This window comes from Acidimicrobiia bacterium, assembly GCA_040902765.1.
Classification (GTDB): domain Bacteria; phylum Actinomycetota; class Acidimicrobiia; order Spongiisociales; family UBA11373; genus DATKBG01.
The window spans coordinates 1-12,768 of sequence record JBBDWO010000005.1 but is presented as its reverse complement, the minus strand read 5'-3'; the positions used below and the strand labels follow the sequence as shown (position 1 = coordinate 12,768).

At 68.9% G+C, this 12,768-nt stretch carries 12 protein-coding genes; 6 read left to right on the top strand and 6 right to left on the bottom strand.

Features of this window, described 5'->3' with window-relative positions; genetic code table 11:
• Nucleotides 1–29: 29 nt before the first annotated feature.
• From WEA29_01885 to rpiB, 6 genes are read right to left on the bottom strand one after another with little or no spacing between them, the layout of a single operon-like run.
• Complete coding sequence (locus WEA29_01885) at nucleotides 30–1,487, bottom strand: aldehyde dehydrogenase family protein (protein ID MEX2322505.1); 1,458 nt, start codon at nucleotides 1,485–1,487, stop codon at nucleotides 30–32.
• Nucleotides 1,484–1,771 carry a EutN/CcmL family microcompartment protein gene (locus WEA29_01880; protein ID MEX2322504.1) on the bottom strand — a complete coding sequence of 96 codons (288 nt, stop codon included), beginning with the start codon at nucleotides 1,769–1,771 and terminating at the stop codon, nucleotides 1,484–1,486. The genes WEA29_01885 and WEA29_01880 overlap by 4 nt, the downstream gene beginning before the upstream one ends.
• A gap of 19 nt (nucleotides 1,772–1,790) precedes the next feature.
• Nucleotides 1,791–2,093: a BMC domain-containing protein gene (locus WEA29_01875; GenBank protein MEX2322503.1), complete on the bottom strand. Its 303-nt coding sequence runs from the start codon at nucleotides 2,091–2,093 to the stop codon at nucleotides 1,791–1,793.
• A 51-nt stretch (nucleotides 2,094–2,144) separates the two neighbouring features.
• Nucleotides 2,145–2,771, bottom strand: coding sequence for a hypothetical protein (locus WEA29_01870; GenBank protein MEX2322502.1), 627 nt, complete (start codon nucleotides 2,769–2,771; stop codon nucleotides 2,145–2,147).
• Complete coding sequence (gene deoC / locus WEA29_01865) at nucleotides 2,758–3,615, bottom strand: deoxyribose-phosphate aldolase (protein MEX2322501.1); 858 nt, start codon at nucleotides 3,613–3,615, stop codon at nucleotides 2,758–2,760. Before deoC ends, WEA29_01870 begins: the two co-directional genes overlap by 14 nt.
• Nucleotides 3,612–4,214, bottom strand: coding sequence for a ribose 5-phosphate isomerase B (gene rpiB / locus WEA29_01860; protein ID MEX2322500.1), 603 nt, complete (start codon nucleotides 4,212–4,214; stop codon nucleotides 3,612–3,614). Before rpiB ends, deoC begins: the two co-directional genes overlap by 4 nt.
• Nucleotides 4,215–4,400: 186 nt before the next feature.
• Between rpiB and WEA29_01855 the strand changes: the two genes are divergently transcribed.
• The 6 genes from WEA29_01855 (at nucleotide 4,401) to WEA29_01830 (ending at nucleotide 12,300) form a co-directional block, all read left to right on the top strand.
• On the top strand, nucleotides 4,401–5,051 hold the full coding sequence (locus tag WEA29_01855) for a helix-turn-helix domain-containing protein (protein MEX2322499.1): 651 nt from the start codon (nucleotides 4,401–4,403) through the stop codon (nucleotides 5,049–5,051).
• A 205-nt stretch (nucleotides 5,052–5,256) separates the two neighbouring features.
• Entirely contained in the window at nucleotides 5,257–6,822 is a 1,566-nt protein-coding gene (gene murJ / locus WEA29_01850; protein ID MEX2322498.1) for a murein biosynthesis integral membrane protein MurJ, read from the top strand.
• Between the two features lie 43 nt (nucleotides 6,823–6,865).
• Nucleotides 6,866–7,951, top strand: a complete 1,086-nt coding sequence (locus tag WEA29_01845; protein MEX2322497.1) for a DUF3048 domain-containing protein — start codon at nucleotides 6,866–6,868, stop codon at nucleotides 7,949–7,951.
• Nucleotides 7,948–9,294 (top strand): amidase, encoded by a 1,347-nt coding sequence (locus WEA29_01840; protein ID MEX2322496.1) that lies wholly within the window; start codon nucleotides 7,948–7,950, stop codon nucleotides 9,292–9,294. Before WEA29_01845 ends, WEA29_01840 begins: the two co-directional genes overlap by 4 nt.
• Before the next feature lie 133 nt (nucleotides 9,295–9,427).
• Complete coding sequence (locus WEA29_01835) at nucleotides 9,428–11,293, top strand: 2-oxoacid:acceptor oxidoreductase subunit alpha (protein MEX2322495.1); 1,866 nt, start codon at nucleotides 9,428–9,430, stop codon at nucleotides 11,291–11,293.
• Nucleotides 11,290–12,300 carry a 2-oxoacid:ferredoxin oxidoreductase subunit beta gene (locus WEA29_01830; protein ID MEX2322494.1) on the top strand — a complete coding sequence of 337 codons (1,011 nt, stop codon included), beginning with the start codon at nucleotides 11,290–11,292 and terminating at the stop codon, nucleotides 12,298–12,300. The genes WEA29_01835 and WEA29_01830 overlap by 4 nt, the downstream gene beginning before the upstream one ends.
• Nucleotides 12,301–12,768: the final 468 nt, after the last annotated feature.

Sequence of the window (12,768 nt, the reverse complement as noted above, 5' to 3'; positions counted from 1 at the left end):
GCCGGAAGCTGGAAGCTGGCAAAGCCGTCTCACACGATCCGCAATGCGCCGACCACGGCGATCCGCCGCTCCCGCGTGAAGGTGATGGGGCGGGTCATCCCGTCCCCGCTCGGGCTGGCGATCGAGAACGAGGTAAACCCCTCTCCTCCCTGGCCCAATCCGGCGTAGTTGGGTCCGTTGGCGATGAAGATGCTCACGTTGATCGACCGGGCCATTCGCGTGATGGTGGCCACGTTGTTCGAGTGGATCGAGGCGGTGTGACGGAACCCATGCTCCGATTTGATGGCGAGGTCGATGGCGCTATCGACGTCAGGGACAGAGGTCACCGGGAGCACCGGCATCATCTGTTCGGTCCACACCAGGCTGTGCTCGTTGGGGACCTCGGCGACGAGCAGCCGTGGATCGCCCTCGACGTCGACCCCGGCGGCGGCGGCGATGTCGCGGGCGTTCTTCCCGATCCACGAGCGGTTGATCACACCGGGCTTCCCGGGCGGCCCCATGGTCTCGAAGATCACTCGCTCCACCTTGCGCAGCTCGTGTTCCTTGAGCACATGGGCGCCATTACGCCCCATCGCTCGCACCAGGTTGTCGGCGATGGAGCGCAGGGCGATGACCGTCTTCTCGTCGGTACAGATCACGTTGTTGTCGAACGACGCGCCGGCGACGATGTCGCGCGCCGCCCGCTCGACGTCGGCCGTTTCGTCCACCACGGCCGGCGGGTTGCCGGGTCCGGCGGTGATCGCCCGCTTGTCGGTGTTCAGCGCCTCACGGACGACTCCGGGACCGCCGGTGACGAGCAGAACCGCGACGCCGGCATGGTGCATGAGCGCCTGGGCGCTCTCGATGGTCGGGACGGCGACCGCGGTGACCAGGTCGGCCGGTCCTCCTGCCGCCATGATCGCCTGGTTGAGGAGCCGGACGTTGTGGGCCGAGACTCCCTTGGCGTTGGGGTGGGCGTTGAACACGACGGCGTTGCCGCCGCTCACGATGGCGATCGTGTTGTTGATGATCGTGGACGTCGGGTTCGTGGTCGGCGTGATCGCTCCGACGATCCCGAACGGGGCGTGCTCGGTGAGCATCATCCCGTCGGTACCCGTCTCGATGAGGGGTTCGAGATCCTCCGGTCCGGGAGTCCGGGTCGCTACCAGGATGTTCTTGCGGACCTTGTCTTCCGGTCGTCCTAGCCCGGTCTCCTCGTGAGCCATGTCGGCAAGGCTCTGCGCATGCTCCAGCATCGAGGAGCGGATGGAGGCGACCACGGCCTCGCGCAGGTCGGTGCCCCCGCGGTCGTATGCCGCCTGGGCTCGCTGGGCGGCGGCGACCGCCTCGTCGACGGTGGCGAACACCCCCAACCCGAGCTCGGCTTCCGGCACGTCGACCGGGACCCGGGGATGCGCCGGTGCCGACTCGGCGGTACCACCGAGCCGCTGGCGAACGCGGGCGATCACCTCCTGGACCTCGGCCTCGGAGAAGGAACGGGGCGTCACTTCGTGTACTTCACGTCGCCGCCGACCTCCCAGGTGTCGACGATCGCCATGATCACCGCGTCACAGGGCCGGTCGCGGGTCACTCCCGTCTGCCGGGCAGACGATCCAGAGGCGTACATGACGATCTCGCCGACCCCGGCGCCGACCGCATCCACGGCGACCACGTACCCCGAGGCGTCGTTGCCCTCGACGTCGATCTGCCGGACCACGAGGAACGCGAGGCCCTCCATGGTCGGCTCCTTGTCGGATGCGACCAGCGTCCCGGCGACGCGTCCCAGCTGCACCGGCGTCTCCCCCGGTCGCCTAGGACGACTCGGCGGCGGCCTCGTCGGCCCTGCCGAGCGGCAGGACGAGGTCGACGTTGGTGTGCGGGCGGGCGATGACGTGCGTCGACACGACCTCGCCAACCTTCTCGGCGCCGCGGGTCCCGGCATCGATGGCGGCCTTGACCGCCGCCACGTCGCCGCGGATCACCGCGGTCACATAGCCGCCGCCGGTCTTCTCATACGCCACCAGTTCCACCTTCGCCGCCTTCACCATCGCGTCGGCGGCCTCCACCATCGCGGTGAACCCGCGGGTTTCGATCATCCCGAGTGCTTCAGCCATTGGCCCTCGCTCTCCCTCTGTGTTCGATTGCTACGCCGAGCGTATGCCCGGTCACGTCATCTCTCTGCCTTCGAGGCCTTCCAGAGCCGCCACCGCGGCCCGCCACCCCACGTCGATGTCGCTCTCCTCACCACCGAGATAGACCCGGCCGAGCGACCCGAACGACCTGACCTCGAGGACACTGATGTTGGCCGCCTTCTCTGCCTCGTTGGCGGCGAGCGGGGCATAACTGGCCGGTTCCATCTCGAGGAGGTACAGGGTCTGCCCGGGGATGATCATCTGGCCGTGGCGCATCCGGTTGATCAGTTGCGCCTGGTGATCGTCGATCCGGCGGATGATCTGACTGGAGGCGATGCGGGGCTTGATCCGGTCGGTCTCCTTGACGCCGATCTCGGCGAGGATCGCCTCACCGGCGGCGCGGGTCTCCGCCTGTGACGGCGAGTGGACCTCCAGGAGTCCGAAGTAGCGCTCGACGATCTGCATCGCCGGCTTCACCTGGGTTGCCTTGAGGGCGACGTCGGTGAGGCGGTTGATCTCGATGCCCGGTGAGATCTCGACGTACAGCGAGGCGTCGCCGGCGAGCGGCAGGAATCCCTGGGCCACGGTCCCCAGGAACGCTGCGTACTGGGGCTGCAGGCTGTCGAGGAACGCATAGCCCCTCAGGTCAATACCGCTCACTGGAACTCCCTCCGGTCACGATCTCCACTCCCGCCGAGGCGCCGATTCTCGTCGCCCCGGCCGCGATCATCTGTCGCACGTCGTCGGCGCTGCGGATGCCACCCGACGCCTTCACCCCCATCTTGGGTCCGACGGCCTCGCGCATCAACGCCACGTCGTAGACCGTCGCTCCGCCCGGACCGAACCCGGTCGACGTCTTGACGAAGTCGGCCTTGCCGTCCGACGCCAGCCGAGAGGCGATCACCTTCTCCTCGTCGGTGAGCAGGGCGGTCTCGAGGATCACCTTGCACACGGCGCCGACCTCCCGACACGCTTCGGAAACCCCGGCGACGTCCCGCAGGACCAGGTCGTGGTCTCCCGACTTGAGCGCACCCACATTCAACACCATGTCTATCTCGCGTGCCCCGTCACGGAGCGCCCGGCGCGCCTCCATGGCCTTGATCTCTGGCATGGTGGCGCCGAGCGGGAACCCGACGACCACGCAGGTGACCACCGGACTGCCCCGCAGCGCCTCGGCGACCCGTTTCGTCCAGGTGGGGTTGACGCACACCGACGCGAACCCGTACTCGATCGCCTCGGCACACATGCGGTCGATCTCGGTGGCGGTGGCGTCGGGTCGGAGAAGGGTGTGGTCGATGAACCCGGCGAGGTCGGTGGGGACGTCGGCACCGGACCCCACATACGACACTCGGGTCGCCCCGGCGGCGAGCACGTCGCGAACCTTGGACGCCGAGTGGGCGACGCAGTCGCCGAAACAGGTGAGACAGTCGTCGAGGGCGTCGCCGGCGAGGGCGGCGAGGACTTCGCGGGTCACCGCCTCGATGAGGGCGTCACGGTCGGTCACGACGGCGTCCCCGCGTGCTGCCGGTCTCGGTCCAGGGCGTCGATCATCGCCACCCGGCGGGCGTGCCGACCCTCCCCCCACGGGGTGGCCAGCCACTCCTCGACGATCTGCCAGGCGAGTCCGTCGCCGATGAGCCCGGCCCCGAGTGTGAGGACATTGGCGTGATTGTGCTCACGGCTGTTGCGCGCTGACGACAGGTCGTAGCACAGCGCCGCTCGCACGCCCGGGACCTTGTTGGCGACCATGCACGATCCGATGCCGGCGCCGTCGATCGCGATGCCCACGACGCACTCGCCCGATGCCACCTTCTCGGCGACCGCCCGTGCGAAATCGGGGTAGTCGACGGCTTCGGTGGAGTCGGTGCCACAGTCCACCACCGTGCGACCCGCTTCACGGAGACGAAAGCCGAGGCGCTCTTTGAGGGGGAAGCCGCCATGGTCGGCGCCGATGGCCACGGCCCCACCCTCACATCCGCAGCCACAGCCGTCCTTGGCGGTTGGCTCGGCAGGCGAGACCGAAGGGGCCGAACCGACCCCGTCGATCACCCGCTCAACGAGCATCCGAATGTCATCGGCACTGGGTAGGTCTCGAGGGGCCATCGGGGGAAGTATCGCAGGGCCAGCCGCGGACGGCTGCATGCCAGCTACCAGCTACCAGCTACCAGCCAGACCCGGAGGACGGATGACGGGCGACGGGCGACGGGCGACCGGCAACCAGCAACCGGCAACCGGCAAGCGGGAACGGGCAACAGGCAACCGGCAACCGGCAACAGGTAACGTTCCCTCATGTCCGACGACCCGGCGTTCGTTTGGGACCGGAACGCGGTGGGGCGCCCGCCCCGGCGAACCGGAGAGCCGTCGACGGCCCCACCGGCCGCATCCCAGGCCGTCGAGTTCGGGGATCGGATCACCATCAAAGATGCGGAACAGCGCTTTGGTGTGTCGGTAGAGCGACTCCGCGCGTGGGCACGCGGCGGTTCGATCAACGCCGTGATGGGGCCTGGACCGAGGGGCGGGCGCATGTGGCTGGTGACCGCCGAGTCGATAGCACGCCACCTGGCCGACGAACGGCGGGTGGCCGCACCAGCCCCGGCACCGGCGCCCCAGGCGGCATCGACCTCCACGCCCCCCGCCCGGACCGGGCCGACCGAGGACGGGACCGGCATGCTGGTGCCGAGGGACGCCTGGGATCGCCTCATGGACCAGCTGGGCAACCTCCACGATGCCGGCGTCCAACTCGCCGAGGCCCGCGAACGGGCCGCCCGCGCCGAAACCGAGGCCGCCTTCCTGCGCGAACGGCTCACCGAGCTCCGCACCGAGCGCGACGACTACAAATCGAAGGCCGAACGCAGCCCGACATCCTCCACTCCCGCCGGCGAGCCCGAGCCCTTCGGCGAGCGCTTCAAGGCAGCCATACGGAGACTCCTGGGCGACTGAGCCACGGCGCCGTCACCCGTCGCCCGCCCCCCGTCACCCGTCTGGCTGGTAGCTGGTAGCTGGTGCCGTCGCCAAGGCACTGGTGCTGGCGGTGCTCGCCATCGCCGCCTCCGCGTGGCTGCTGCGGCGCAGCGACGCCACCGTCGAGTAGCCACCGGCGCGACGGTCCGTCCCGGGACCCGCTGCGGCGAGTACCTTGCCGCCCGTGACGGTACCCGAGCAGCCCGACCCTCCCGGTCGCTCTCTCTACCGCCGGATGGGGATCGCCGCGGCGATCGTCGGCGGCGGCGTGCTGCTGTCGCGCATCCTCGGGCTGGTTCGACAGGTGGTTTTCGCCGCCATCATCGGGCCGGGAGCCGAGGGCGACGCCTACTTCGTCGCCTTCTTGATCCCCGACCTCCTCAACTACCTGCTCGCCGGTGCCTACATGGCGATCACGCTCATCCCGATCCTGACCCGCCGGTTCGCCGTCGGGAACGACGAGGATGCTTGGCGGGCCTTCTGGGCGGTGACCCGGCCCTTGGCCATCGGGATGACCGCCCTCGTCGTCGTCGCCATGCCGCTGGTGCCGGCCGTACTGCGCCTGGTGGAGCCCGGCTTCGACGAAGCCCAGATAGCCGAAGCGACCCGTCTGACCCGGATCGTCCTGCCCGCCCAGGTGTTCTTCATCCTCGGGCAGCTGTTCACCGCCGTCCAGTTCGCCCGTGAGCGGTTCCTGATCCCGGCTCTGGGACCGATCGTCTACAACCTCGCCATCATCGGCGGCGGTCTCGTCGGTGCCCTGGGCAGCAGTCGACCGACAGCCGACGGGTTCGCCTGGGGTGCCGTCGTGGGCGCCTTCCTCGGCATCTTCGTACTCCAGGTGTGGGGGGCGCGTCGGGTCGGTCTCAGGTTCCCCGCTGGCGGCATCCGCCGGCACCCGGCGGTACGGCGCTACTTCGCCCTGGCCATCCCCCTCATGCTCGGCCAGTCGTTGGTGGTACTCGACGAGCAGTTCGGGCGGGCCTTTGGGTCGCTCCACGGCGACGGCGGCGTGTCGTGGCTCTCGTTCGGCCGTCAGACGATGCTGGTCCCGGTCGGGGTGATCGCCCAGGCGGCAGGGGTCGCCGCCTATCCGTTCCTCGCCCGGCTCGCCGCAGAAGGCAAGCATCGCGAGCTCGCCGCTGCCGTGGGGCGGGCGATCCGGTACGTGGTGGTATTCAGCCTGGCCTCCGCCGCAGCGCTCATCGCCCTGTCGGAGCCGGTGGTGCGGGTGCTCTACGAGCGGGGGTCGTTCGGGCCCTCCGACACCATCGCCACCGCCGCCACCGTGGTCCTCTTCGGCATCGGGGTGCCGATGTGGGGGATCCAGCAGATCCTCGCCCGCGGCTTCTTCGCCCGTGAGCAGATGTGGCCGCCGGTGATCCTGGGCACCGTCGCCACCATCGTCGCCCTCCCGGTCTACTGGTGGCTGAACCGGTCCATGGGGCTGAGTGGTCTGGCGCTGGCGTCGAGCATCGCCATCACCGTGTACACCGCGCTGCTCGCCGTCGAGTGGTACCGCCGGACCGGCACCGAAGAACTCCGGCCGGTGATGCGGACCACCCTGCGAAACCTTCCCCTGGCAGCGGTTGCCGGCCTCCTGACCTGGGTGACCGCGTCGGCGATCCTGTCATCGCTCGGTTCGGAGGGGTTCTGGCAGAGTGCGGCGGCCGTGGTGGGCGGTGGACTCGTCACCGGGGCGATCACCCTCCTCCCGCCGCCGGTGCGGCGCGACCTCCACAACGGGTGACCGGGAACGCACAGCCGGGCGCCGAAACTACGCTCCACCATCGATGACCCGCGCTCCCGCCACGCTCGCCGCTGTCCTGGCGCTCGTCCTCGCCGCCTGCGGGGGAACCCCCGATGGCTCCAAGGACCGCACCTCACCGGGACCGGCCACCACGACCACCTCCGCCGGGGCGACGACGTCGACCACCGGGCCGGGCGACCTGACCACCGTCACCACCTACCCGCCCGAATACGCCTCACCGCTCAATGGGCTGCCTGCCGACGATCCCGACGATCTCGACCGGGGAGCGATCGCGGTCAAGGTGGACAACCATCCACTGGCGAGGCCGCAGGGTGAGGTCGGGAACGCCGATGCGATGATCGAGACGATCGTCGAAGGGGGATTCACCCGGTTCATCGCGGTGTTCCACGACAACGAGAGCGACTTCATCGGTCCCATCCGGTCGTTGCGTCCTACCGACACCGCGCTCGCCGCCGCCATGGGCACCCCGATTGCCATCTCGGGAGGCCAGCCGTGGATCCAGTCGATCGCGGTCAGCCGGAGCGTGCGGTTGGTGGGTGAGTCGCAGGGCTTCTTCCGGGCGTCGGGACGCAGTGCCCCCCACAACCTGTTCGCCGACACGATGTCGATCCGGTCGACGGCCGTCGCCCGCGGCTGGTCGAACGAGCGACCGACTGCCCTGTTCGAGATCGGCGTGTGGGGCATACCGGACGACACCGCCACCGAGATCGAGATGCACTGGGCCGACGGCACCACCGTCAGGTGGGTGTGGGACCCGACGGAAGTGGCGTACACCCGCTGGATCGGTGACGCCCCCCAGGAGTGGGCCCGCCAGGACGGCACGCGTGAACAAATCAGGGCCCAGGTGCTCATCATCGTCGAAGGCACCCAGTACCTGGAGCGTAACCCGTCAGGCACGGGGAGCAACGTCCCGGCCATCGAAACCCTCGGCTCGGGTCCGGCGTGGGTCTTCGCCGTCGGTCGGGTCTGGCAGGGATCGTGGCAGCGGGACGCCTACGACCATTCCTTCACCCTGCTCGACGCCGACGGCACGCCGACGGTGGTTCCCACTGGCATCCCCTGGATCTCGGTGTTCCCCCAGCAGCGGACCATCGACTACTTCGAGTGAGGGCCACCGACGTCGTCGTCTCGGTGACCTCAGGAGCACGGCGGGCTGTCGACGTGGTCGACGAGGCGCTGGCACGAGCCGAGGCCGCCACCGAACTGAACGCCTTCACGCTGATCGATCACGACGGGGCGCGGGCGGCCGCGTCGCGGGTCGACGAGGCGGTCCGCGTCGGTCGCGATCCGGGACCGCTCGCCGGAGTCCCGGTGGCCGTCAAGGACCTCATCGATCAGCGCGGCCTTCCGACCACCTGCGGGTCCTCCTTCTATCGTGAGGTGCCGAACCGCTCGGCAACGGTGGTGGAACGGCTCGAGGCGGCGGGTGCCGTGATCGTCGGCCGCACCCTGCTCCACGAGTTCGCCTACGGCTTCTCGTCAGAGAACGCCTGGTTCGGACCGGTCCGAAACCCCATCGACCCGACGACCTCGGCCGGGGGCTCGTCCGGCGGCTCGGCGGCCGCGGTCGCCGCCGACATCGTCCCGATCGGCATCGGCACCGACACCGGCGGGTCGGTTCGGGTGCCGGCGGCCCTGTGCGGGCTGGTCGGCCTGAAAGTCACCCACGGCCGGATCCCGCTCACCGGCGTGTTCCCGCTGGAGCCGTCGGTCGACACGGTTGGACCGATCACCGCCTCCGTCGGCGACGCCGCTCTCGCCTACGCCGCCATGGCGGGACACCACCGGGGCGACCCGTGGTCGGCCGACCACCCGGTCGAACCTCCCGAGACCAGAACCGATCTCGTCGGTGTCACCGTCGGTGTGCCGCACCCGTGGGTCGAGCGGCCGCTCGAAGCGGGCGTCGCCGAGGGCTGGCGACGGGCGCGCACCGCTCTCACGGGCCTCGGTGCCACGGTTCGCGAAATCGACGCACCCGACTTCGACGGGAGCCCGATCCCGCTCGGTGTCTGGGCGGGCGCCGCCGATGTGCACCGGGCATGGTTCGAGGCCGACCCGTCGGCCTATGGGACCGAGGTGCGCCAGCGGCTCGAGCCGATCATGACGCTGACCGACGCCGATCGGGCCGTCGCCCGCGACTGGCGGGCACGCATGCGTCGGGCCGCCACCGCCTGCTTCGACGAGGTGGACCTGCTGGCCACGCCGACGACCGCCACTCGACGCAAGGTGATCGGCAACCCAATGGTCGACGCCGGCGGCGAGCCCGAGCCGTACCGGCTCGCTCTGTCGTGGTTCTGCTCACTGGTCAACCAGATCGGGGTACCGGCTCTGGCTCTCCCCGTCGGCGTTGACGGAGTGCCGCCGTCGTCGCTCCAGTTGATCGCTCCGTGGTGGCATGAGTCGAGGCTGCTCGGTGTTGGAATGATCGTGGAGCGAGCGCTGGCGCCGTGAAGAACCGGAGGCTCACCGTGTCGAATACAATGACCTACCGCGATTTCGGAGGACGTCTCACTATCACGCCCCCGGCCCACGGTCGGGAGCACCAATTGTCCGCCAAACCCTGACCCGTAGGAGTGACCGGACCGTGTCCGAAGCGTCCACCATCGACACATCGACCGAGACCGAGAACGTCAGCGCCGTCGCCATCCGCTTCGCCGGCGACTCCGGTGACGGCATGCAGCTGGCGGGAGCCCGCTTCACCGACGCCTCGGCGATCTTCGGCAACGACCTGAGCACCTTCCCCAACTTTCCCGCCGAGATCCGCGCCCCTGCCGGCACCCTTCCCGGGGTCTCGTCGTTCCAGATCCAGATAGCCGATCGCGACATCCTCACCCCCGGCGACCAGCCGGACGTACTCGTCGTGATGAACCCGGCCGCGTTGAAGGCGAACCTCGGCGATCTGCGGCCATCCGGCATGCTGATCATCAACTCGGATGCGTTCGAAGAACGGAACCTGACCAAGGCAGGCTACGCCACGAACCCCCTGGACGACGGCAGCCTCGACTCCTACCGGGTGCTGCAGGTCCCGATGGAGGAGCTCACCCAGAAGGCGGTGGAGCCATCCGGCATCCGCGGTCGCGGCGTGTTGCGTTCGAAGAACTTCTTCGCCGTCGGGCTCATGGCCTGGATCTTCAACCGACCCCTCGAGCCGACTCTCGAGTGGATCGACAAGAAGTTCGCCCGCGAAGAGGAAGTACGTGAGGCCAACCGCCTCGCCTTCAAGGCCGGGTTCAACCTCGGTGAGACGACGGAGATGTTCCGCCACACCTACGAGGTGCGACCGGCCGACATGGCCCCCGGGGTCTACACCAACCTCACCGGCAACCAGGGCATGGCGTGGGGTCTGGTGGCTGCCGCCCAGTCGGCCAAACTTCCCCTCTTCTACGCCTCGTACCCGATCACCCCGGCATCCGACATCCTCCACGACCTATCCCGTCTGCGGAACTTCGGGGTGCGGACCTTCCAGGCCGAGGACGAGATCGCCGCAGCCGGAGCCGCGTTGGGCGCCGCTTTCGGCGGCCACCTCGGGGTCACCGGCACCAGCGGCCCGGGCCTCGCCCTCAAGAGCGAGACGATCTCGCTGGCGATAATGATGGAGCTGCCGATGATCATCGTCAACGTGCAGCGCGGCGGGCCCTCCACGGGCCTGCCCACCAAGACCGAACAGGCCGACCTGCTCATGGCCCTCTACGGGCGGCACGGTGAGGCGCCGCTCCCCGTGGTGTCGGCGTCCACGCCGGCCGATGCCTTCCACGCAGCCATCGAGGCAACCCGGATCGCCGTCAAGTACATGACCCCAGTGATCCTGCTCTCCGACGGCTACATCGGCACCAGCTCTGAGCCGTGGCTGCTCCCCGACCTCGACACCCTCCCCGACATCAGCCTCCCGTTCGCCCCACCGCAGGAAGGCGAGGGCCCGTTCCTCCCCTACCTCCGGGACGAGACCACGCTCGCCCGACCGTGGGCAGTCCCCGGCACGGACGGACTCGAGCACCGCCTGGGCGGTTTGGAGAAGGAGGACGGCACCGGCAACGTCTCCTACGACCCGAAGAACCACGAGAAGATGGTGCTGCTGCGTGAACAGAAGGTGAAGCGCATCGCCGACGACATACCGTTGATCGAGGTCACCCAGGACGAGGACGCCGACATCGTGGTCCTCGGCTGGGGGTCCACCTACGGGGCGGTGCTCGCCGGCATCCGCCGAGTGCGCGCCAAGGGGTACAAGGTGGCCCACGTCCACCTGCGCCACATGAACCCCTTCCCGAAGAACCTCGGCGAGGTGCTCGCCCGATACGACAGGATCCTCATTCCCGAGCTCAACCGCGGCCACCTGTGGCGCCTCATCCGGGCCGAGTACCTGCTCGACCCGATCCAGTACAGCAAGGTTCAGGGCCAGCCGTTCAAGGCTGCGGAAATCGAAGCCAAGCTCATGGAGTTGATCGGAACATGACCGACACCGCGTACAGCCGCCAGGACTTTCAGACGGACCAGGAGGTCCGCTGGTGCCCGGGCTGCGGCGACTACACGATCCTCGCCTCCATGCAGAGCTTCATGGCCGGCCTGGGGGTGGATCCCAAGGATGTTGTCTTCGTGTCCGGGATCGGCTGCGCCGCTCGATTCCCGTATTACATGAACACCTACGGGCTGCATGGCATCCATGGCCGTGCCCCTGCCATCGCCAGCGGTCTGGCCGTCTCCCGCCCCGACCTGTCGGTATGGGTCGTCGGCGGCGACGGCGACATGCTCTCCATCGGTGGCAACCACCTCATCCACGCCCTGCGTCGCAACATCAATCTGAAGTTGCTCCTGTTCAACAACCAGATCTACGGGCTGACCAAGGGCCAGTACTCGCCGACCTCAGAAGTCGGCAAGCGCACCAAGTCGAGCCCGTGGGGATCGGTCGACTATCCGTTCAACCCGATCAGTGTCGCCCTCGGCTCGGAGGCCACCTTCGTCGCCCGCACCGTCGACATGGACCGTGACCACACCCAGCAGGTCCTCAAGGCGGCCTACGAGCACAAGGGGGCCGCCTTCGTGGAGATCCTCCAGAACTGCAACGTGTTCAACGACAAGGCGTTCATCCGCCTCACCTCGAAGGAAGAGCGCGACATCAACCGCATCAACCTCGAACACGGCAAGCCGGTGGTGTTCGGACCCGACGACGAGTGGGGCGTGGTGATCGAAGGCGGCACGGCCCGCCTGGTCGACGTCTCCGAGGTCGGCATCGACGCCATCCACGTCCACGACGCCCAGGCCGACAGCCCGGCGGCGGCATTCGCCATCAGCAGGCTCAGCCACGGCCCCACCGGCCCCACACCGTTCGGCATCTTCCGCAGCGTCGAACGCGCCGTCTACGAGACTGAGCTGCAACAGCAGATCCACCACGCCCAGGAGTCACGGGGCCCCGGCGACCTGGCCAAGCTCATCGCCTCCGGCGGCACCTGGACGGTTGAGTAGCTGCGCAGCAATTAGCAATTAGCAATTAGCAATTAGCAATTAGCCAGACCCGGTTCGCAGGCCTCGCGACGCGTCAGCCCTCCCCCTCCGTCAGCGGCCTTCAGCCGCTGCCACCTCCCCCTTCGGGGGAGGAGAGTCCGGGACCCCTCTCTCCCCCCGAAGGGGGGAGTAGCGCCGAAGGTGGGGAGGGGGGAGGGCGATCACTACGTGGGCCCCGCGACGCGTCAGCCTTCCCCCTCCGTCAGCGGCCTTCAGCCGCTGCCACCTCCCCCTTCAGGGGAGGAGAGTCCGGGACCCCTCCCTCCCCCCGAAGGGGGGAGTACCGCCGAAGGCGGGGAGGGGGGAGGGCGACCACTACGCAGGCCCCGCGACGCGTCAGCCCTCCCCCTCCGTCAGCGGCCTTCAGCCGCTGACACCTCCCCCTTCGGGGGAGGAGAGTCCGGGACCCCTCTCTCCCCCCGAAGGGGG